The 20494-nt window shown below is 42.9% G+C and carries 23 protein-coding genes; all 23 read left to right on the top strand.

Going from position 1 to position 20494, the window contains the following annotated elements; all coding sequences use genetic code 11:
- Nucleotides 1–10: 10 nt before the first annotated feature.
- The 23 genes from EHO59_RS14710 (at nucleotide 11) to EHO59_RS14600 (ending at nucleotide 20483) form a co-directional block, all read left to right on the top strand.
- Nucleotides 11–1627 (top strand): CTP synthase, encoded by a 1617-nt coding sequence (locus tag EHO59_RS14710; protein ID WP_135589221.1) that lies wholly within the window; start codon nucleotides 11–13, stop codon nucleotides 1625–1627.
- Nucleotides 1627–2484, top strand: coding sequence for a 3-deoxy-8-phosphooctulonate synthase (gene kdsA / locus EHO59_RS14705; RefSeq protein ID WP_135589220.1), 858 nt, complete (start codon nucleotides 1627–1629; stop codon nucleotides 2482–2484). Before EHO59_RS14710 ends, kdsA begins: the two co-directional genes overlap by 1 nt.
- A gap of 25 nt (nucleotides 2485–2509) precedes the next feature.
- A complete protein-coding gene (gene lptC / locus EHO59_RS14700) occupies nucleotides 2510–3109 on the top strand; it encodes an LPS export ABC transporter periplasmic protein LptC (RefSeq protein ID WP_425460247.1) in 600 nt (199 codons plus the stop codon).
- Between the two features lie 5 nt (nucleotides 3110–3114).
- Nucleotides 3115–4455: an LptA/OstA family protein gene (locus tag EHO59_RS14695; protein WP_135589218.1), complete on the top strand. Its 1341-nt coding sequence runs from the start codon at nucleotides 3115–3117 to the stop codon at nucleotides 4453–4455.
- Nucleotides 4456–4463: 8 nt separating this feature from the next.
- Nucleotides 4464–5189 carry an LPS export ABC transporter ATP-binding protein gene (lptB, locus tag EHO59_RS14690; RefSeq protein ID WP_135589217.1) on the top strand — a complete coding sequence of 242 codons (726 nt, stop codon included), beginning with the start codon at nucleotides 4464–4466 and terminating at the stop codon, nucleotides 5187–5189.
- The gene (rpoN, locus tag EHO59_RS14685) at nucleotides 5186–6622 is read left to right on the top strand and encodes an RNA polymerase factor sigma-54 (protein ID WP_135589216.1); all 1437 of its coding nucleotides are present in this window, start codon (nucleotides 5186–5188) and stop codon (nucleotides 6620–6622) included. The genes lptB and rpoN overlap by 4 nt, the downstream gene beginning before the upstream one ends.
- A 4-nt stretch (nucleotides 6623–6626) precedes the next feature.
- Nucleotides 6627–7589 carry an HPr(Ser) kinase/phosphatase gene (gene hprK / locus EHO59_RS14680; RefSeq protein WP_135589215.1) on the top strand — a complete coding sequence of 321 codons (963 nt, stop codon included), beginning with the start codon at nucleotides 6627–6629 and terminating at the stop codon, nucleotides 7587–7589.
- Nucleotides 7564–7830, top strand: a complete 267-nt coding sequence (locus EHO59_RS14675; protein WP_210413087.1) for an HPr family phosphocarrier protein — start codon at nucleotides 7564–7566, stop codon at nucleotides 7828–7830. The genes hprK and EHO59_RS14675 overlap by 26 nt, the downstream gene beginning before the upstream one ends.
- Nucleotides 7827–9620, top strand: a complete 1794-nt coding sequence (locus EHO59_RS14670) for an LIC_11548 family sensor histidine kinase (RefSeq protein WP_135589213.1) — start codon at nucleotides 7827–7829, stop codon at nucleotides 9618–9620. The genes EHO59_RS14675 and EHO59_RS14670 overlap by 4 nt, the downstream gene beginning before the upstream one ends.
- Nucleotides 9620–10963 carry a sigma-54-dependent transcriptional regulator gene (locus tag EHO59_RS14665; protein ID WP_135589212.1) on the top strand — a complete coding sequence of 448 codons (1344 nt, stop codon included), beginning with the start codon at nucleotides 9620–9622 and terminating at the stop codon, nucleotides 10961–10963. The genes EHO59_RS14670 and EHO59_RS14665 overlap by 1 nt, the downstream gene beginning before the upstream one ends.
- Nucleotides 10956–11798, top strand: coding sequence for a hypothetical protein (locus EHO59_RS14660; protein ID WP_135589211.1), 843 nt, complete (start codon nucleotides 10956–10958; stop codon nucleotides 11796–11798). The genes EHO59_RS14665 and EHO59_RS14660 overlap by 8 nt, the downstream gene beginning before the upstream one ends.
- Nucleotides 11795–13738: a replication restart helicase PriA gene (gene priA, locus EHO59_RS14655; RefSeq protein ID WP_135589210.1), complete on the top strand. Its 1944-nt coding sequence runs from the start codon at nucleotides 11795–11797 to the stop codon at nucleotides 13736–13738. Before EHO59_RS14660 ends, priA begins: the two co-directional genes overlap by 4 nt.
- A complete protein-coding gene (gene fmt / locus EHO59_RS14650) occupies nucleotides 13738–14682 on the top strand; it encodes a methionyl-tRNA formyltransferase (protein WP_135589209.1) in 945 nt (314 codons plus the stop codon). The genes priA and fmt overlap by 1 nt, the downstream gene beginning before the upstream one ends.
- Nucleotides 14679–15683: a PASTA domain-containing protein gene (locus EHO59_RS14645; RefSeq protein ID WP_135589208.1), complete on the top strand. Its 1005-nt coding sequence runs from the start codon at nucleotides 14679–14681 to the stop codon at nucleotides 15681–15683. The genes fmt and EHO59_RS14645 overlap by 4 nt, the downstream gene beginning before the upstream one ends.
- Complete coding sequence (gene rpe, locus EHO59_RS14640) at nucleotides 15680–16330, top strand: ribulose-phosphate 3-epimerase (protein ID WP_135589207.1); 651 nt, start codon at nucleotides 15680–15682, stop codon at nucleotides 16328–16330. Before EHO59_RS14645 ends, rpe begins: the two co-directional genes overlap by 4 nt.
- A 126-nt stretch (nucleotides 16331–16456) precedes the next feature.
- The gene (gene rpsP, locus EHO59_RS14635) at nucleotides 16457–16723 is read left to right on the top strand and encodes a 30S ribosomal protein S16 (protein WP_135589206.1); all 267 of its coding nucleotides are present in this window, start codon (nucleotides 16457–16459) and stop codon (nucleotides 16721–16723) included.
- Complete coding sequence (locus EHO59_RS14630) at nucleotides 16723–16953, top strand: KH domain-containing protein (RefSeq protein ID WP_135589205.1); 231 nt, start codon at nucleotides 16723–16725, stop codon at nucleotides 16951–16953. Before rpsP ends, EHO59_RS14630 begins: the two co-directional genes overlap by 1 nt.
- The gene (rimM, locus tag EHO59_RS14625) at nucleotides 16946–17464 is read left to right on the top strand and encodes a ribosome maturation factor RimM (RefSeq protein WP_135589204.1); all 519 of its coding nucleotides are present in this window, start codon (nucleotides 16946–16948) and stop codon (nucleotides 17462–17464) included. Before EHO59_RS14630 ends, rimM begins: the two co-directional genes overlap by 8 nt.
- The gene (gene trmD / locus EHO59_RS14620) at nucleotides 17454–18122 is read left to right on the top strand and encodes a tRNA (guanosine(37)-N1)-methyltransferase TrmD (protein WP_135589203.1); all 669 of its coding nucleotides are present in this window, start codon (nucleotides 17454–17456) and stop codon (nucleotides 18120–18122) included. Before rimM ends, trmD begins: the two co-directional genes overlap by 11 nt.
- Nucleotides 18119–18547 carry a 50S ribosomal protein L19 gene (gene rplS / locus EHO59_RS14615; protein WP_135589202.1) on the top strand — a complete coding sequence of 143 codons (429 nt, stop codon included), beginning with the start codon at nucleotides 18119–18121 and terminating at the stop codon, nucleotides 18545–18547. The genes trmD and rplS overlap by 4 nt, the downstream gene beginning before the upstream one ends.
- 220 nt (nucleotides 18548–18767) lie before the next feature.
- Nucleotides 18768–19451 carry a ribonuclease HII gene (locus EHO59_RS14610; RefSeq protein ID WP_135589201.1) on the top strand — a complete coding sequence of 228 codons (684 nt, stop codon included), beginning with the start codon at nucleotides 18768–18770 and terminating at the stop codon, nucleotides 19449–19451.
- Nucleotides 19429–20232 carry a hypothetical protein gene (locus EHO59_RS14605; protein ID WP_135589200.1) on the top strand — a complete coding sequence of 268 codons (804 nt, stop codon included), beginning with the start codon at nucleotides 19429–19431 and terminating at the stop codon, nucleotides 20230–20232. Before EHO59_RS14610 ends, EHO59_RS14605 begins: the two co-directional genes overlap by 23 nt.
- Complete coding sequence (locus EHO59_RS14600; RefSeq protein ID WP_210413086.1) at nucleotides 20220–20483, top strand: EscU/YscU/HrcU family type III secretion system export apparatus switch protein; 264 nt, start codon at nucleotides 20220–20222, stop codon at nucleotides 20481–20483. The genes EHO59_RS14605 and EHO59_RS14600 overlap by 13 nt, the downstream gene beginning before the upstream one ends.
- Nucleotides 20484–20494: the final 11 nt, after the last annotated feature.

Raw genomic sequence — 20494 nt, 5'->3', positions numbered from 1 at the left:
GGAGAACGGTTTGTCCAAGACTAAGTTTATTTTCGTGACTGGGGGAGTTTGTTCCTCCTTGGGTAAGGGCGTTTCTGCAGCGGCATTGGGATGTCTTTTGGAAAGCAGGGGATATTCGGTTTCCCTCCAAAAAATGGACCCTTATATCAATATCGATCCGGGAACCATGAGCCCTTACCAGCATGGTGAGGTGTACGTGACCGAGGATGGCGCGGAAACCGACCTGGACTTGGGCTATTATGAGAGATTCACTAAGTCCAAATTCACTAGAAAGAACTCTGTTTCTACAGGACAAATTTATAATACAGTTATCCAGAGAGAAAGAAAGGGTGATTATTTGGGAAGGACCGTGCAAGTGGTTCCCCATATCACCAATGAGATCCGAAATAGGATCTATACTCTTGCCAGAGAGAATGCAACCGACTTCGTGATCGTAGAGATCGGCGGAACCGTTGGTGACATCGAATCCATTCCATTCTTAGAAGCAATCCGTCAGATGAGATATGAGCACGGATCAACTCATGTGTTATTCATCCATGTAACCTTGGTACCTACGATCACAGTTGCAGGAGAAGCAAAGACAAAACCTACCCAGCACTCCGTAAAAGAGCTTCTAGCACTCGGGATCCAACCAGACATTCTGATCTGCAGAGTGAATCAACCGATGCCTAAGGAAATGAAGAGCAAGATCTCTTCCTTCTGTAACGTGAAAGAAGAAAATGTGATCTCCGCCTCCGATATCAGCACTTCTATTTATGAAATTCCTAAGATGTACAAGGAAGAGAAGTTAGACCAAGTAGTTTTAAAGACTCTCGGAATGGAGCTCGGAAAATCCAATTTCTCCGAATGGGAAAAGATCATCAAGAGCTTAGAATCTGCGAAGCAAAATGTTAGGGTTGCTGTAGTAGGAAAATATATTTCTCTGCATGACGCATACCGTTCCGTATATGAAAGCCTTTCTCACGGCGGAATTGCAAACGAAGCAAACGTTGAATTCATCAAAGTCGATCCTGAAAAATTGGATAAAACCAATGTGAAAGATGTACTGAAATCCGCTGACGGGATACTCGTGCCTGGTGGATTCGGAGACAGAGGGATAGAAGGAAAGATCGCTGCCATCCAATATGCGAGAACCAAAGGAATTCCTTTCTTCGGGATCTGTTTGGGAATGCAATGCGCGGTGATCGAATTTGCAAGGAATGTAGTAGGCTTAAAAGAAGCAAACTCCACCGAGTTCCGTCCGGATTCTCCGGATCCTGTGATCTCTCTCATTGAAGAGCAGATGGAGATCGACCAAATGGGAGGAACCATGCGTTTGGGCTCTTATCCTTGTAAGATCAAAAAGAATACTTTGGCATTTACAGAATATAAACAAGAGCTAATCTACGAGAGACATAGGCATAGATTCGAATTTACCAATCGTTATAAGGTTCGATTCGAAGAGAAGGGTTTGGTATTCTCAGGGATCTCTCCTGACGAAAACCTGATTGAAATCGTAGAAATTCCGGAACATCCTTGGTTCGTGGGAGTGCAGTTCCATCCGGAATTCACTGGTAAACCTACAAAACCACATCCTCTATTCGCCGGTTTCATTCGTGCGGCCGTCAAATTTTCAAGGAAGGCATAATGAGCGATAAGACCGCCCAAGAAAGGGACTTTTTAAACGGAACTAAGATCGGAGGAAGCAATCCTTTCTTTTTGATCGCAGGTCCTTGCGTAATGGAAAACAAAGACCTCTTAGAAAGAGTCTGTGCAGAGATGATAGAGATCTGTGCTGAATTAAAGATTCCTTATGTTTTCAAAAGTAGCTTCGATAAAGCGAATCGCTCTTCCGTTCATTCTTATAGAGGTCCCGGATTGGAAGAAGGGGTCAAGAATCTTGAATTCATTAAGAAGAAGTTTAATGTTCCTGTGCTCACAGATATTCATGAGACATCTCATATCGCTCCTTTAAAGGACGTTCTGGATATTTATCAGATTCCTGCATTTCTTTGCAGGCAAACGGATCTGATCGCTGAATCCGCAAAGACTGGAAAATGGGTGAATGTGAAGAAGGGACAATTCCTCGCTCCTCAGGATTGCAGACATATAAAGACCAAGATCCAGGAATCCGGTTCTGAGAAATATATAGTCACCGAAAGAGGAAGTAGTTTCGGATACGGAAACCTAGTATTCGACGGAAGAACTGTCCCTATATTACATGGTTATGATATTCCTGTAGTATTCGACGCGACTCATTCTGCTCAACTTCCGGGAGCCGCTGGAAATATTACCGGCGGTCAAAGAGAATTCATTCCTAGCATGGTGCGTAGTGCCGTTGCCTTAGGAATAGAAGGTATCTTTATGGAAGTGCATCCGGATCCAGCCAAGGCACTTTCTGATGCGACCACTCAATATCCATTGTCTGAAGTGAAATCTCTATTAAAGGAATTGATCGGTTTAGATCGCTACGTGAAACAGGAAATCCTAAACCGCAATAACTAGAGCCTTGTTTTCCCCAAAAAAGTTTATCCAGGAATTGGATCGGGAGACCGTACAAAAATATGGTCCTCCGATCGCTCTAGGACTTGCAGTCCTGATCATACTCATCTATTTTTCCATCGGCGGAAAACCTGACGCTAAATACAGTCGAGTAGAAGGAGAAAGAGAACAAGGTTCTACAGTCTCCTTCAAGAATTTCCAGAAAGACCAGTACGACGAGAATGGAACTCTATTATGGAAATTGAAAGCAGAAGAAGCCTATCTTTACTCGGATAAAAAAATGTACGTACTCTACGGAGTGGACTTCGATCAATATGAGAAGGGTAAATTCAAATCCAAGCTGATCGGGGACAAGGGAGTCATCAATCAGTCCGCAAAATCCATGGAGTTAGAAGGAAACATCTTCCTAAAAACGGAAGAGAACCGAACTCTTAAGGCGAGGTCTCTGCACTACAATGATGAGACCAAGGAACTGACTTCAAACGAAGAAGTGATCATCAATGCAAGCGGCACTCATATCAGAGGAGTCGGCTTGAAGGCGGACAAGGATCTGAACAAATTCACGATCATTCGTCCTACTGCAATTACCCAAGGAGGAGCAAATCCTCTTTCTTCTACAGATAAGTAAAAGAGATGAAAACCAAATTCTTATCCTTCTTTCTATTTGCATTATTCTTTATATTGCATTCTACTTCAGAGCCCCATACTCGTCCGCCCTTGCTATTTTCTTCAGAGGACTTACAACCGAAAACTTTTCAAGGAGTGGGCGAATCGGATCCGAAACGAAATGAAAGCTTTCCCACATATTGGGGAGGAAATGCGCTTACTCAAGAAGATAGAGAAGTGCAAGGTTTAAAGGTTACCATTTTTAGTTTGGAAGGCGGAGCTTGGATCCAACATAAAAAGGTAAAATTGGGAGCGAATCGGATCGAGGTATTCGGCAAGGAAGCATATAAAGCTTTTCTAAAGAATGGAGTCCAGATCGAAGACCATGAAAACGGAACCGTCCTCAAGGCTGGAATAGGGGAATACGACAAGTACGAGGAAATCGTACATATTCGAGAAAGACCAAGACTTTATTTCAGAGATAAGACTGGAAAGAACACAGTTATCTCCGCAACTACGATCGATAGGCAACTCGCAACTAAAACGACTAGGTTGCATGGAGGAGTCATCATATCCCATCCAGAAATAACGATCTTCTGCGCCGAGGCCGTCTTTAGAGAGTCGGAGCAACTCATTACAACGGACCCCAATCCGATCCTTATCTCCAAGAATCGTTACCTTACCGGACAGAAACTTGCATTCTATACAAATGAGAGTAAGATCATTTTAGATGAGAAGACGGTGCTCTTCCAATCTTCCTTAGAAACCAAAAAAGACCAGGAAGGAAAGGAGTCCAAAGAAACTGTGATCACGATCCTAAAAGGGGATAAGATCGTAAGCAGTCCGAATGAGAATAACGAGAGAAGTGTTCTAGTGACCGGAAACGCTACTGTACTGCGCAAAGATCTGAAAATCACTTCTAACACTCTTGAATCCATCGGAAGCGATTCTAGCATCATTAAAGCCAGAAAGAATATTCGAGTGCATGATCGGGAAAATAACCTGGTCCTTACAGGACATACATTTGACTATTTTAGAAAAGAAGAATATATGCATCTTACCGAAGAAGGCAAGATGGAATTCTTAGAAAGAAATTCTGATAAGGTAACAAGCACGGTCACCGCACAAGAGTTCGAGAGATTCTTAGACAAGAAAGAGACAGTAATTCGGGGAGACATTCGGATCAAAGCAAAGTCTACTGATGCGATGGGAGAATACGCTACCTATCACGAGGATGAGGAGTCCATGCTTTTAGAGGGAAATCCTAGGATCGATAGGTCGGGCAAGATCCTCCGCGCCGGAAAAATCGTCTTTTATCCTAGAGAAGGAAGATCAATTCTGACCGAAGGGGTCCATTTAGGAAATTAAAACGCAAGATGGGACAAACGATCCGATGCCAAAATTTAGTAAAAATATATAATAAGCGCAAGGTCGTAGACGGAGTTAGCTTCGATATTAGCAAAGGCGAAGTAGTCGGTCTTCTTGGTCCTAACGGAGCCGGAAAGACAACTTCTTTCTATATGTCGGTTGGATTCGTTCAACCGGATTCAGGACATGTATTTATAGATAACGAAGATGTGACCGAGGCTCCTATGCACACTCGTGCAAAATTGGGAGTAGGTTATTTAGCGCAAGAAGCATCTATTTTTCGTAAACTTACGGTTGCCGAAAACTTAGAAGCGATCTTAGAGACTTTAAAAATTCCCCGCTCCGAGATCATCCGCAGAAGAGACGAACTGCTGTTAGAGCTTCAAATTATGCGAGTCGCAAACCAAAAAGGTTTTACTCTGTCCGGCGGGGAAAGAAGAAGATGCGAAATCGCGAGGGCTCTAGTTACTAAACCGGATTTTATCCTTCTTGACGAGCCTTTTGCAGGGGTTGACCCTATAGCTGTTAAAGACATTCAAACTGTTATAAATAGTTTAAAGAAGAAGGGACTAGGCATTCTAATCACGGACCACAATGTTCGTGAAACCTTGAAAATCACCGACCGCGCATATATCATGCATAGTGGAAGAATCCTAATCGCTGGAACACCGAAGGAACTCGTTAACGATAAGGAAGCCAAACGAATGTATTTGGGAGAGGACTTCAAACTGTGAATCTGAACCATCAGCTTGTACAGAAGCAGACTCAGAAGCTTGTCATGACGCAAGACTTGCGTCAGTCGATAGAGCTTTTGCCTCTGTCTACTCTGGAACTCGCAGATCGGATCAGTGCAGAATTAGTCGAGAACCCAATGCTGGAAGAGGAGATCTCTTCCGAAAGAAGCAAGAGTCCGGAACTCTATTCCGTAGATGACCTGAAACGAAAGGAAAAGAACGACTTCCTCAAGAATTCGGATCCGGGTTGGCAGGAATCCTTTAGCTTAGATAAACCCCAATATAGAAATACGGACGCTTCCGACAGAAATCAGAAATATATAGAATCTTCTCCAAATACTCAGTCTTTGTCGGAGCATTTGCTTTGGCAATTGCGCATCTCTTCCTTAAAAGGAAAAGAAATGGAGATTGCCGAAATACTTATCTCCATGTTGGATGATAGAGGTTTCATTTCACAGACCCAAACTGAACTTGCCGCTGAGATAGGAGTGCCCCAAAAAACGATCCGAAAGGTTCTAGAGCAGATCCATCAATTGGACCCTATAGGGATCGGAGCAGGGAGCATTCAAGAAACATTATATATCCAGGCAAAGATCTTAAAGCCTGAAGACAAGAATTTACACGATCTGATCTCCAATTACTTGAAAGACCTAGAAAAATTGGATTATAAGGGAATCTCCAAGAAAATGGGACTACCGATCGAGGCAATCGAATCCATGGCCGCCGAGATCAAGAAGTTAGAGCCTTTTCCAGCAACATTATATACTCCTCAAAAGCCTGATTATATCGTTCCAGATGTGATCATTCGAGAAATAGAAGGTGAGTTCAGCATTCTTCTAAATGACGAGTGGCTTCCCAAACTCAAGATCAATAAAGAATATAAGGGGATGCTAAAGAAGGGAGGAGGAGCCAAGGATTCTGACAAAGAGTATATCTCCACCAAATTGAATTCAGCAGAATGGCTCATTCGTTCCGTAAATCAGAGAAGGCAAACCTTGTACAGGGTTGTCTCCGCAATCATAGAACTGCAAACCGAATTCTTTAAGAAAGGAGTTCGTTTCTTAAAGCCTCTTACTCTAAAAGACATTGCAGAAAGATTGGATCTTCACGAATCCACCGTTTCCAGGATCACTTCGAACAAGTATGTGCAGACATCCTGGGGAATTCTAGAACTCAAATGGTTCTTCTCCTCCGGATTAAAATCCAAGAGTTCCGAAGGAGGAATGGAATCCTCTAAGACCATTCACGATATTATACGCAATCTAGTAAAAGAAGAAGATCCTGAAAATCCTTTGTCCGACCAAGACATCGTGGAAAAGATAGAGAGTAAAGGGATCGAGATTGCGAGAAGGACTGTAGCCAAGTACAGAAAGATCTTAAAGATCCTTCCTTCTAACCAAAGAAAGAAAGTAAAATCTCTAGAAGCGAGATAATAGAATGTCCGTACCAGGGATCAACGTCTCCAATATTCTAAAAGACCATCCGGAATTAGGACTTCAGCTTATCGCTGGAGAGAATGGTTTACAAAATAGGATCCATAGTTCCGAGATCAACCGTCCTGGACTTTCTCTCACAGGATTCTACGAAAGTTTTGCGCATGATCGGATCCAGATCTTCGGAAAAGGAGAATGGGCCTATATCTCTTCCAAAGAGGGACAGGATCTGGAAAATCTTGCTACTGAATTCTTTCACTTTCATTTGAATTGTATCATATTCACTCATGGAAACACTCCTCCTCCTATCTTCGTGGAGTATTGCAATCGCTTGAATATTCCTCTTTTAGGCTCGGATGTATCCACTCATAAATTCATCACACTCATCTCTCAGATCCTGGATAGAAGTCTCGCTCCTCGCACAATGAGGCACGGAGTACTCATAGAAGTATTCGGTATCGGGATTCTTCTTTCCGGAAAAAGCGGAGTAGGTAAGAGTGAGACTGCCCTCGAGTTGATCGAAAGAGGACATAGATTAGTAGCGGATGATATGGTAGAGATCCGTAGACTTTCGGAGAGTTATCTGATCGGAACCTGCTCGGATCTTCTTCGCCACCACATGGAGATACGTGGATTAGGAATTTTGAATATTAAGGATATCTTCGGAATCGGTTCCGTAAGAGATCACAAACTCATAGAACTTATCATAAATCTGGAAGAATGGACCGAAGAAAAGGAATTCGATCGTACCGGTTTGGAGAATCGAACAGAAGAAGTATTGGGAGTAAATATCCCTCTTATCAAATTACCTGTTCGTCCCGGACGAAATATTCCAATCATCGTTGAGACCGCGGCAATGAACCAAAGATTAAAGAAATTGGGAAAGAACGCAGCCGCTGAATTCAGTCAGAAATTAAATATATATTTGCAGCAAGGGAAAGTTGAAAGAAATCCACCTCAAAATTAACGAAAACAGTTCCGGCATGCATGCCCGCCCAGCATCCGTATTCGTAAACTGCGCGGCAAAATATTCCTGCGAAGTATTAGTCTCCAAGGACGGAGTGGAAGTAAACGGAAAGAGTATTATGGGACTCATGATGTTGGCCTTAGCTCCGGGACAAGAATTCTCAATCAAAACGGATGGAGCCCAAGAAGAAGAGGCCGCCTCTGCGTTAGCAAAATTGGTGGAAGGCGATTTTGCAATATGAGCTGGTTCCCATTCCGGAACGAGGAGAATAGATACTATCTTAGGGATCTATTCATACTCTCCGGAGTAATCACGATTGCGGTCATTCTTGCCGAACTCATCTCATTCAGGAATTCCGAAGGTGTAGCGTTCGTTGATCGTGTGCTTATCTACGTTTATTATACAGTTCCCCTAGTCATTCTATTCTTAGTGCTTTCATATTTCTATAGGAACCGCCGCAATCTGGAGACTGGAAGACTTCGCAGTTCTATTCGCTATAGACTTTCCCTTTCCTTTTTGTTCATCGCAATGCTTCCTTCCTTCCCGGTTCTATTCTTATCTTCTAATGTGATCGGAAAAGTGTTCGAAGGATTTTATGGGCTGGATATAGCACAAGCTTTAGATTCGGGAGATTACTTCATTCAAAAAGAACTGAAAGCCGAAAAGAAAAGCCTATTAGAAAAAGGAAAACTTCTTCGTAATTTGGTCAGAAATGAAAAGCCGAGTACAGGACTATTGACTCATAGAGCAAATGAATTGGATCTAATCTCCAATCCAGTATTCTACGTAGGCTGGTTCGAAAAGAATGTTGCCGTCTTAGAGAATAGGACCTTAAAGCTATCCGTCCCTCAATTCGAATTTTCCTCCTCCGGAGAAGACGGAATATCAGAAAGCTTAGCGGTGCATCCGAATATCGCGTATTATCTTATACGAGTCTCTTCTCAGGATCCTGAAAAATTCCTTTTATTAGGAAAACGTGTTTTTATTGGAGAAGAAGAGAAGGCGTATTCTCTCTTAAATACAAGAAAGAACTATCTCACTAAGGATCTAACGAAAGAAAAGCTTCCGTACGAGATCCGACTTACATTGAGCCTGCTTGTTATCGTAACATTCCTTCTTTCCATTTTCTTTTCTTTATTATTTGCGCGAAAAATCTCAAGACCAATTATAGATCTCGCAAATGCGACCCAAAAAGTCTCTCTAGGAGATACTGATATCAATCTTCCCCTTACCGAAGGAGGAGAGATCGGAGCCCTGGTTGAATCTTTCAATCAAATGGTGAAGGATCTCAAATCTAAGAATGAAGAACTCATGCATACGCAAAGGATTGCTGCTTGGAAAGAAGTAGCGCAAAGAATGGCTCATGAGATCAAAAATCCTCTTACACCAATTCAGTTATCCGCAGAAAGGATTCGCAGAAAATTAAATAACTTAGTTCCCGAAGAGTTCCAAGAGATTGTTACTAAAGGTACGGAAACGATAGTAGGACAAGTAAAGATCTTAGAACATCTAGTGAATGAGTTCTCCGAGTTTGCCAGAATGCCGACCCCGAGGCTTATCAACCAACATCTCGAACCGGTGGTATTGGAAAGCGCAAAATTATTCGAACATACTCCCGGCATTCAAATAGAATTGAACTTCGCAAAGAATCTTCCTGAGATCTTTATTGATAAGAAATTATTCTTGGGAGTCATGAATAATCTTTTTAAGAATGCTGTGGAAGCGATTGAGAAGAAGAAGTCGAAAGGAGAATTGAATTCTTCCCAAGGCAAAGTAAGAATTTCCACAAAATTGGAAAGAAGGATCATGAGACGCTCCGTCGTTTTACTTGTAGAAGACAATGGGATCGGGATTTCTAACGAATACAGATCAAAGGTATTCGAACCTTATTATTCCACGAAAGAAGAGCATACTTCCGGAATAGGGCTCGCGATTGTTCAAAAAACTGTGATTGACCATAATGGTCATATTTCCGTAGATTCTTCTGAACTGGGCGGTTGCAAGTTTAGGATCGAACTTCCGGTGGCGTAATGAGAATCTTCATAGTAGACGACGAACCTGAAATTCGAAAATCCTTAAAGGATATTCTGGAAGATGAGAATTATGAAGCGGAACATTTCTCTTCTGGAAAGAATTTCCTAAAACAACTTAAGATAGAAAGACCTAGCCTAGTTCTTTTGGATGTTTGGCTCGGAAAAGAAGATGGGCTCAGTATTCTAGACGAATGTAAGAAGATCTATCCTACAGTTCCGATTGTAATGATCTCCGGTCACGGAACCATAGAACTTGCTGTTCAGGCCACGAAAAAAGGGGCATTGAATTTCTTAGAAAAACCCCTCTCTATCGCCAAAGTCCTCGAAGCAGTCGAGGAAGCATTAGTATATTCCGAAAAGTCGGATTCACCTGAGATCAAATTAGAATACGATGAGATCTTGGGAAATTCTTCCGCTATCCAAAAAGTAAAATTCTCCATTGCTCAGGCCGCTGCGACCAACGCAAGAGTGTTTATCTACGGAGAAAACGGGACTGGAAAGGAACTAGTCGCAAGGACTATATTCCAAAATTCTAAAAGAAGGGAACAACCCTTTGTAGAAATCAATTGTGCTGCTCTGCCGGAAGAATTGATAGAATCCGAACTTTTCGGATATGTAAAGGGAGCGTTTACAGGAGCGAGCGAGACCAGGATCGGTAAATTCGAAGCGGCAAACGGTGGGACTCTATTCTTAGACGAGATATGTGATATGTCCTTATCAACCCAAGCAAAAGTACTCCGCATCTTGCAAGAACAGAGATTCGAAAAATTGGGGAGTACGGAACAAGTCTCCGTAGATGTGAGAGTGATCGCAGCTACCAATATCCCGGTAGAAGATGCGATCAAAGAAGGAAAGTTCAGAGAGGATCTCTATTACCGTTTGAATGTGATCCCGATTATCATTCCTCCGTTAAGAGATAGAAAACCCGATATTCCTTTATTAGTGGATTATTATGTACGAAATACGATAGAGGAAAATAATCTTCCTACAAAAATCATAGAAAAAGAGGCGCTTTCCATCTTAGAGAATCACTTTTGGCCAGGAAATATACGCGAGTTAAAGAATGTGGTAGAAAGACTCTGTATCATGACTGTAGGAGAGGTTATCCGAGCCCAGGATGTAAAGGATTCCCTCAAAGGATTCGTAAAAGCGAACGATCTGGTCGAAAAGGGAGATTTCAAACGAGCCAAGGAAGAATTCGAAAAACAATATATTCTTAAGACACTGCAGATGAACGAAGGAAATGTTTCTAAGACTTCTAAATCCTTGGGAATAGAAAGATCTCATTTATACAGAAAAATGAAGGCATTGGGCATACAAGCGGAGGATATCCATGAGTAAGCCTGGCATCCTAAGAGAATTGAAAGGAATATTACAAGATCTTAAATTCCTAATTCAGACGGATCAGTTCCCAATTCTAAAAAAACAGGGAGAATTAGATCCGAACGATTTGGATCTAAACTGGAAGGAATCCTGGAATTGGCCTTTGGTATCTTCTTCGAAACCCCAAGCCTCTATGCCGGGAATTCAGGTCAGAACACCTGTAAAGAAGGATGATCGTAATTTCACTTGCAAACTCTGCCCGGATAGACTGAGTGCCGTCCGTCATTTTCTCATTCGAGGAAGAAAGAAAATATTAGTTTTACATTATACAGGAGAGACTTCCCCGGGAAAAGAATCTTACGTAAAAACCTCTCCTTTGAAAGTATTTCGGAGCCCGGAAGCGGAGAATGTATTCGATAGAATGATCCAGAAAGTTTTCGGATTTACGATGAAGGAATTCTATTACCAGGAATTTCCGGGTTGTCTATTCTCCCAAGACAGATCCAACGAATCTGATTGGAAAAGAAGAACAGAAAACTGTAGGATACAAGTAAACGAGACTGTCCAAGAAGAAGGAATCCAGGGAATCATCTTACTCGGAGCGGCAGCTACGCTTCTATTCGGAAAAGAAGAAGCAACTAAACAAATGGGAAAGACCTTAGAATTCCAGCCTGGAGTCCCGATGATCGTTCTTCGTTCACCCGAAGCGATCCTCGCTGCAGAACAAAAAAGAAAATCCTCCAAATCGGAAAGTCCCGAATTCCAAGATGCAAAGAAGAAAGAAATAGAGATCAAGGAAAGCATCCTCTCTCAATTAGGGATCTTTCATACTGAGGTGAAAGAAAGAATTTGATCCAATACGCGGAGGTCGCCTTCGATCTTCCTCTTTTAGAGGACACATTCACGTATGAGGTCCCCTCGGGAACTCCGATCGGAGTTCGGGTAGAAGCAAAACTCAGAGGCAGAAAAGAAGAAGGCATCATTCTTTCTTTGCACCATAACGAGCCAAGCTACCAAGTACTTCCGGTAGATAAGATCGTAGACAAGACACCGATCATCAACCAGGAACAGATCCAACTCGCATATTGGTTAAAAGAGCAGTATTTAGCTTCTCTCGGAGAATGCATCCATAAGATGATCCCAACCGGAAGAAGACATTCCAAAGTAGTATTAAACGAAGAAGTCTCCGAAACAAAACCTTTAAAACTGAACGATGAACAAGAGAATGCATTTCAAAATATAAAGGCGGACTTTGGTAAGGATTCCGTTCATCTTCTATTTGGAATCACGGGAAGCGGAAAGACAGAAGTATACCTGCATCTGATCCAAGAACTTCTCCAGAAAACAGACAAAGGGATCTTACTCTTAGTTCCAGAAATTGGGCTTACCTATCATATCATTCGCAAGTTAGAAGCAGTATTCCCAGGACAAATAGCACTCTTACATTCGGCGCTGAAGGTCTCAGAAAGATTCAAAGCATATACCGATCTTCTTCATGGAAGAAAGAGGATCGCAGTAGGAACAAGATCCGCGGTATTTGCACCGATTCAAAATCTAGGCCTTGTCATTATAGACGAAGAACATGATGGTTCTTTTAAGGAACATTCTACTCCAAGATATCATGCAAGACAGGTCGCCTTACAAAGATGCAGACAAAACAAAGCAGTCTTAGTATTAGGCTCAGCCACTCCTTCTTTAGAAGTCTATCATTTGGCAAAGACAGGAAAGATAGGGCTTCAAGTTTTAAGCAAACGCCCCGGTTCCGCAAAACCTCCCAAGGTTCGCATAGAAGAGAACAAGAAAGATGCAAGACTTATCGGCTCAAAACTTACATTTGCAATCAAGCAACGCTTAGACAGAAGAGAACAGGTAATCCTCCTTTTAAACCGCAGAGGATACAGTCCGCTTCTGTATTCGGAGAACCAAAAAACCTATATTCCTTGTCCGAATTGCACCTCTCATCTTTGCTATCACAAGAAAGGGAGCGTTATCTGTCACCTCTGTGGTTTTACGGATTCTTTGCCTCGGTTAGAAGCAAGGCTTGGAGAAAAACTCGTAATGATGGGAACAGGAACTCAAAAATTGGAAGAGTTCCTACTCGAAAGTTTTCCAGGCGCAAAAGTGGAGAGACTCGATCAGGATTCCATCCAGGACAAAACAGTTCTTACAGATGTGATCGGAAGATTAGTAGGTGGAGAGATAGACATACTCACGGGAACGCAGATGATCTCGAAAGGACTAGATGCAGGAAGAGTAACCTTAGTCGGAGTCCTCAATGCAGGCATCGGATTAGGACTTCCTGATTTCAGAGCGGGGGAAAGAGTATTTTCTCTTCTGACTCAGGTTGCAGGAAGAGCAGGGCGCTCCGATCTAGAAGGAGAAGTGCTGATCGAAACAAATACGACAGATCATCCGATCATCCGAATGGCGCTCGACCAAGACTATATTCAATTTTACGAATCTGAGCTTCCCACTCGAAAAGAACTCTTTTATCCTCCATTCTCTAGGCTAGTTCGAATTCTTTCGCGATCAAAAGACGAAGAAGTCTCTCTTAAGACAATAGAAGAAGTCCATCGAGTCTTAAAGAGGCATTTGCCGGAACCGAATTCTATTCTTCTAGGACCCGCTCCTTGTCCTTTCTATAAAATAGATGCGAACTTCCGAAATCATATATTGATCAAGACAACCGTTCAAAACAAATGGAGAGAGATCTTGAAGAATGAGATCCGTCCTCTCAAGCTCCCAAAAAACGTTTACCTAGAATTGGATTTTGATCCACTGGATCTAGTCTGATGAAAATTGCATTTTTTGGAACACCGGAACCTTCTTCCAAACTTTTGCAGGCCTTGCTAGAAGAGCCTGAAATACAGATCGAATTTGTGGTCACAAACCCGGATCGTCCAAAGGGAAGAAGCAAAACCCCGCAGCCCAGTCCGGTAAAAGAGATCGCTCTTTCGGCAAATCTTCCTGTCTTTCAATATGAATCGATCAAGAAGGAAAAAGAAAAGGCAATGTCCGACTTCTCTTCTTTTTCTCCTGATTTATATGTTGTGTTTGCGTATGGCTCCATCTTACCAAAGGAAATCTTTTCGATTCCTAGATTCGGTTCTATCAATCTTCATGGTTCGATTCTTCCCGATCTGAGAGGAGCTTCTCCAGTGCAGACCGCACTCTGGCAAGGATATACTAAGACCGGAATCAGCATCCAATGCTTGGGAGAAAAAATGGACGAAGGAGATATCATTCAAATCTCCGAAGTTCCTATTTCCTTAGAAGATGATACCGGAACTCTCATGGAGAAGATCACAAACGCCGGAATCACTTCTCTTCTTCCCTTACTCAAGGGAAATAAAAACAAGGCCTTTGACGCAATCCCTCAGGATCATTCCAAGGCAACGTATTGCACTAAGATCCTTGCCGAACAAAGAATTTTGGATCTAAATCTTCCCGCAATGGAACTGCACAATCGGATTCGTGCCCTTAGCCCAGACCTGGGAGGCTTTTGCCAGTTCAGAGGAAAAAGAATCGTACTCTGGAAGACCAAGCCGTCCGACTTTTCGGAAGAAGGTCTGAAGCCAGGCAGATTGAAACGAATGGACAAAAAGGCCCTTCTTTTCCAGTGTGGAGATGGCCGTTTTCTGGAACTCATTTCCGTTCAACCGGAAAATAAAAACAGAATGCCTGTTGGCGATTTCCTAAACGGTTTCCGCATTACGGATGAGGATCGCTTCGAGTGACTAAGGAAGAACTCCGCTCTAAATATCTCCCCGTCGGGGGTTACTTTTTTTTCATCGCATTCGGCTTGGTTGTCTTTTTTATAGCAGCCTTTCTAGTAGTTTTTGTTCGTACTAAGAGCGCGAATATGGTGGTTATGCCAGATGTTGTAGGAAAACCCTATAACGAAGTTCATAACGAACTCATGCGCTTGCAGCTTAAGGTCCGTCTGGAATCCAAAAGATATCCGGATAAAACCGACGGCGTCATTATTTACCAATCCATTCGACCAGGACGAGAGATCGAAGCCGGTTCCAAGGTTTCCTTAACTGTAAACATAGGGCTGGATCGGATCATCATGCCTGATCTGAAAGGCCAAACACTTGCTTCTGCCAAGAATTTTATGGAGAAGGTTCTCTCCGGAGAAAATTACGTTTCTCTAACTCTTGGCGGGATCACGTATGTAGAAGCCAAAGAGGGAGAACTTCCCGACACTATTGTGGATCAAATCCCAGAGGCGGGAAAGAACACCACCTCCGGCGAAAAAGTATTCTTATTAGTAACTAAATCCGCAAGCAAGAAGATCCAAGGAGAAGGTCCACAAGGCTTGGACTTTCGTTCGGGAGATTCATTTGCTTTCGCGCAGAGAGCACTTGCTCGAGCCAAAGTGCCTTTTAAAGCAGAAGTGGTGGCTACAAAATTCCGTCCGGAAAGTGGACGTATCGAATCCGTTCAGAAGATCGGTAACGAATACAAGTTCAAGGTATTTTACTTTGAACCGGAAGAGCATGTAGAGAGCGGATACGAAAGCTTCGAATACAAGATTCCTGAAAATGGAACCTATTCTCTGATCGTAAAAGATCAGAACGACGAAAATAAGAAAATCGAGATCTCTTCTCCGACTTCTTACCAAGAAGGGGAGAAGATCCAAACGGTCTTTTATCGGACCGGAGATGTTACCCTAGTCCTTTTAGATGTGAATGGTTCCAAAGTAAAATCTAAAGATTACGAGAACGAATTTTGAAAATCTCTGCCTCCATTCTGGCCACTCAACTTACAGCACTCGCAAACACAGTCCCTAATTTCAAGAAAGAGGGAATAGACCTGGTCCACATGGACGTGATGGACGGGAACTTCGTTCCTCAGATCAGTTTCGGAGAGGCAATCAATAAGGAGATCAAGGCAATGACCCAGATCCCTTTAGATGTTCACCTCATGGTCGAAAAACCAGAAAACCATGTAGCCAAGTACTATGAACTTTCTCCTTACTGCATAACATTCCATGCAGAAACCACACGCTTTCCGATTCGTCTCGCTCAAGAGATCAAGAAGAACGGGACCAAGGTAGGAGTTTCTCTGAACCCTGGAACTCCTGTTCACGTGTTAGAGACCTTACTTCCTTATATAGATCTGGTGCTTATCATGACTGTAGAACCAGGTTTCTACGGCCAAAAATTCGTGGATGGGGGAATGGACAAGATCCGCAAGGTCAAGTCGCTCATCTCTTCCTATCCGATCGAGTTAGAAGTGGACGGGGGAGTAAACGACACCAATATCCAAGAGCTTTCCAAGGCAGGAGTGGATATTTGCGTGGTCGGAGCAGGGCTCTTCAAGTCTGGAGATCCTACAGAAAATGGAGTTCGGTTGAAAGGCCTGGCTTCGAAAGCCTGATCTGACTCTTCCCTCTATTTTAGCTCTTCGTAATAAATCTTGACATAAGAGCTCTCTGCGAAATTATGGCTTAATGCGCGAGCTATCCCTAGCCCGCACTCGTTATTTAAACGAAGGAATTTTACTTTGGTTAAGATCAGACTACAAAGAACTGGAGCCAAAAATAACCCTCACTACCGGGTTGTGGCTGCTGATAGCCGCTCTCCTAGAGACGGTAAATTTATTGATATTCTTGGCCATTACCATCCGGCTGAGATCAAAGGTCAGACAACTCTTGATAAAGAGAAGATCCTAAACTGGCTGGGTAAAGGCGCTCAACCTACCGGAACCGTTCTGAACCTCATTAAACACGAGGGAATCTGGGCGGAATACAAGCAATCTCTGAAGAAGTAATGGAAGATCTAATCCGTTATATCGTTACTTCTTTAGTAGATCATCCGGAGGAGATTTCCGTAAAGGAAATCGAGGGCGATGAGCAAACCGTCTTAGAACTCCGGGTCTCCCCGAAGGATGTGGGAAAGGTGATCGGTAAGAACGGCCGTATTGCAAAGTCACTCAGAGCAATTCTCACCGCCGCTTCTGTCAAAGCCGGCAAAAATTTCTCACTGGAAATTATTGACTGAAACTCGGATCCTAGCCGGGAAATTGGGAAAGCCCTTCGGACTGAAGGGTTTTCTTAAATTAGTCGCTCAGGAAAGTTCCCTTCCTGATCTTAAATTCCCAATCGACGCTATTCTTGAATTCTCTTCCAGAGAACCTATATCGATCCGTATCTTAAAGGCACAACGCCATTCAGGAAGAGTCATCCTACAGATTGATGGGATTACAAGCCCCGAAGCTGCCTCGGCTCTGATCGGCGGAGATCTCTATATAGAAAGATCCTATTTCCCAAAATCCAAGGGAGAAGAGTATTATCTCTTCGAATTAAAAGGTCTCCAAGCATATTCGGAAGATGGAACCAAATTGGATTGGGAGTTAATCGACCTGATCGAAAACCCAGCTCATGCTATACTCGTATTCCGGACCAAAGACAGTGAAATACTTATCCCTTACGTGAATAAGCACGTTGGAAAAATCCTTTTGGATGAGGGAAAGATACTGATCAAGGATCCGGAGGACTGGAATGAAATTTAACTTCATCACCTTATTTCCTTCTAAGATCGGTTCTTATTTTTCAGAGGGTCTACACGAGAAGGCAATCCGCAACGGAGTCTTCTCCGTAAACATAGTGCAGCTCAGAGACTTCTCCAATAATAAGCATTTAAAAGTGGATGACACTCCGTATGGAGGAGGTCCGGGAATGCTTCTCAAAGTAGAACCGATAGATCTGGCCTTAAAGTCTCTAGGAGAAGAAAAAGGACTCGTGATCCTAATGACTCCTTCTGGAATCCCATTCGATCAAAGCGTAGCGGAGAAGCTTGCAGCTCAGAAGAAGCCTCTCACTTTCATCTCAGGATATTACGAAGGCGTGGATCATCGAGTAACTGAGCATCTTGTTGACATAGAACTGTCCCTTGGAAATTATGTAATTTCAGCCGGAGATTTGGCCAGCCTTTGTGTAACGGATGCTGTGTCCAGGCTTTTGCCCGGCTTTTTAGGCGACCGAGAGAGCCTAGAAGAAGAATCTCATAACGAAAGGGATATATTAGAATATCCCCAATATACGAAACCTTCCGATTACAATGGCTGGAAGGTTCCAGATATACTCTTGGGCGGAAACCACGCGGCGATAGAATCTTGGCGAAACGCCAATCGAAAGAAAGTCGACCCCGATATTACGAGGAATTTATGAAAGAACTTCTGAAAGGCGGATTGCCTACCGAAGCCAATCGTACCCTGAACTTTAATGTCGGGGATACTGTTAAGGTACACTACAAGATCCAAGAATCCGGAAAAGAAAGGGTTCAGGTGTACGAAGGTGTGGTGATTTCCATCTCCAACGGCGGAAACGGAAAATCATTCACCGTGCGCAGGATTTCTTACGATGTAGGCGTTGAGAGAGTGTTCCCATTATATTCTCCTCGTATTGCAAAGATCGAGCTTATCCGTAAAGGTAAGGTTCGTCGTTCTAAACTATTCTTCCTAAGAGAGCGTTCCGGTAAATCTGCTCGTATCCGCGAGTTGAAAGGCGGAAAAACTCTGGTAGCAGAGGATAGAAAACGCCAAAACGCAGAAGAAGCTGCAGCAGCAACGAGCGCAGCAACTCCAGCAGAATAAGACATTTCCTCTTAGATTCCAATAGGGCAGAAGTCCTATTGGAATTTTCCCACCTCATTCTTAACGAATCATTTTCTTTTCCTTAAATTTTGCCTCTATCGATTCGATAGTTCCGCATAACCCTTCCATTTTTCTTCTTCCTATATTCTCTAGATTCAATTTGCAATTGTTCCCTTCTATCTAAAGGAGGAAGCTGACCGAAAGATTTTTGAATAAAACCATGCGTACGAACAATTTCGAACCGGAAGAATTTCGATTCCTGCCAGATTATATACCCTGCGGGATCGATGAGGCAGGAAGAGGTCCTTATGCCGGGCCATTATCCGTAGCTCTAGTTTCTTTTCTTCCGGAAACTTTGGAGAAGATCCACTCAGGTGAGATCTTACAAGGACTGAATGATTCCAAGAAATTGACAGAGTCCAAACGAGAACGTTTATTTACTGAGATCCAAGAGACCGCTTTTACCGTTGCGCATGCATTTCTCTCTCATACCTTTATAGATAAGCATGGGATCAACCGAGCAGTGTTAGAAGGTATTCTCAAATGTTATAGAAAGGGATCTTCTGCACCGATAGAAAATACTAGAAAGAATTTGCTTCTTCTAATCGACGGAAATTATAATTTTTCGAAGTATAAGGAGTCCGAACTTCTAAAGCATAAGTCTCACTATTATACAAAGGGAGATTCTAGGATCGCAAGTATCGCAGCTGCCTCTATCATCGCAAAAGTCAAAAGAGATCGATTCATGAAAACGATAGCATCGAAATTTCCAGGCTATGGATTCGAGTCTCACAAAGGATACGGAAGCGCTGCTCATGAAGATGCAATTCGAAATCTAGGCATGACTAGAATCCATAGAAGATCCTTCACCAAAAAATTCCATGTTTCCAATTCCTCCTCCTAATCCGATTGATAAGAACCAGATACCGATTCCCAAAACCGATCGGGTTTCAGAATCTCACGAGATTTCTCTCGTTCTTAACTCACAAGCCAGATTAAAAAATCCTGAACTATTCGATGGAGAATCCAAGGAAGCTCCCTTCTTTAGGGTTTGGGTCAAGGAAGGCACAAAAGAAGGGAGGGCCAAACTATTTTGGCAGGGAGAAACCATTGAGGCGAATGCAAAAACTACTCTTCTTACTGGGGAAGAATTACTTTTGTCTCGAACTTCTTTGGGAAAGTCCTTTGAATGGCGCATCTTAGAGCGAAAACTTTCCGAAGACACAGGATCTTCTGAAACTCCTTCTCCCCTAGAAAAGGGACTAACCGGCATTTTGGAAAGGATCCTGCATAAGGAAGAAGGACAGATCTCTCAAGAGAATGCCATTTCTTTTCTCAAAAGCTATTTTCCATTTCTGGAATGGAAGGCAGAGACTCCCTATTTTGAGTGGGAATGGGAAGGAGGAAATGCAGAAGGATATCTGGACATGGAAGAGCAGAACAAGATCTTCGTGCTTTTCCTGGAGACCAAAGAAGACGGTCCAAGCTTGTACAGATTCTTCTGGAAGAAGGAAGATGCCTCCGACCTGATCCTGACTGCAGTTTATACTAGTTCTAAAATGTACTTGCATATAGGTCAGAATAGGAAAAAATTTAAGCAGTTCTTAGAGGAATCGGGAGTTAAATTCCAAGAACTCAGGATACAATATAAACCCTCTTTACAGAGGAGGGAATGGACCGCGTGAAATTAGGGATCGCTCTTAAATTTACACCGAAAGAAAATCAAGGTCCTATGGTTTTAGCAAGTGGAGAAGGAACCTTGGCAGAAAAGATCCGCATTCTTGCGACGAAACATGGTATCCCTGTCGTGGAAGATGCTCCTTTGGCCGAAGCGTTGACTCCTATCCCGGTGGGTAAGGAAATTCCTGAGAATTTATATAGGGCAGTAGCGAGTGTTTTCGCATTCGTGCTTACTCAAAAAAGTACAAGCGAATAAGGGAATCCCAG

Source organism: Leptospira semungkisensis, assembly GCF_004770055.1.
GTDB classification, from domain to species: domain Bacteria; phylum Spirochaetota; class Leptospiria; order Leptospirales; family Leptospiraceae; genus Leptospira_B; species Leptospira_B semungkisensis.
Note: the sequence above shows the minus strand (reverse complement) of the source record. Positions and strands in the feature narration are given on the sequence as shown.

What these genes read in the sequence shown, in the direction of transcription:
- EHO59_RS14600 (WP_210413086.1), top strand. Translation starts at nt 20,220, where the DNA reads ATGGACCGCGTGAAATTAGGGATCGCTCTTAAATTTACACCGAAAGAA.
- EHO59_RS14660 (WP_135589211.1), top strand. Translation starts at nt 10,956, where the DNA reads ATGAGTAAGCCTGGCATCCTAAGAGAATTGAAAGGAATATTACAAGAT.
- hprK (WP_135589215.1), top strand. Translation starts at nt 6,627, where the DNA reads ATGTCCGTACCAGGGATCAACGTCTCCAATATTCTAAAAGACCATCCG.
- lptB (WP_135589217.1), top strand. Translation starts at nt 4,464, where the DNA reads ATGGGACAAACGATCCGATGCCAAAATTTAGTAAAAATATATAATAAG.
- EHO59_RS14670 (WP_135589213.1), top strand. Translation starts at nt 7,827, where the DNA reads ATGAGCTGGTTCCCATTCCGGAACGAGGAGAATAGATACTATCTTAGG.
- fmt (WP_135589209.1), top strand. Translation starts at nt 13,738, where the DNA reads ATGAAAATTGCATTTTTTGGAACACCGGAACCTTCTTCCAAACTTTTG.
- kdsA (WP_135589220.1), top strand. Translation starts at nt 1,627, where the DNA reads ATGAGCGATAAGACCGCCCAAGAAAGGGACTTTTTAAACGGAACTAAG.
- trmD (WP_135589203.1), top strand. Translation starts at nt 17,454, where the DNA reads ATGAAATTTAACTTCATCACCTTATTTCCTTCTAAGATCGGTTCTTAT.
- EHO59_RS14630 (WP_135589205.1), top strand. Translation starts at nt 16,723, where the DNA reads ATGGAAGATCTAATCCGTTATATCGTTACTTCTTTAGTAGATCATCCG.
- EHO59_RS14665 (WP_135589212.1), top strand. Translation starts at nt 9,620, where the DNA reads ATGAGAATCTTCATAGTAGACGACGAACCTGAAATTCGAAAATCCTTA.
- EHO59_RS14610 (WP_135589201.1), top strand. Translation starts at nt 18,768, where the DNA reads ATGCGTACGAACAATTTCGAACCGGAAGAATTTCGATTCCTGCCAGAT.
- EHO59_RS14605 (WP_135589200.1), top strand. Translation starts at nt 19,429, where the DNA reads ATGTTTCCAATTCCTCCTCCTAATCCGATTGATAAGAACCAGATACCG.
- rplS (WP_135589202.1), top strand. Translation starts at nt 18,119, where the DNA reads ATGAAAGAACTTCTGAAAGGCGGATTGCCTACCGAAGCCAATCGTACC.
- EHO59_RS14695 (WP_135589218.1), top strand. Translation starts at nt 3,115, where the DNA reads ATGAAAACCAAATTCTTATCCTTCTTTCTATTTGCATTATTCTTTATA.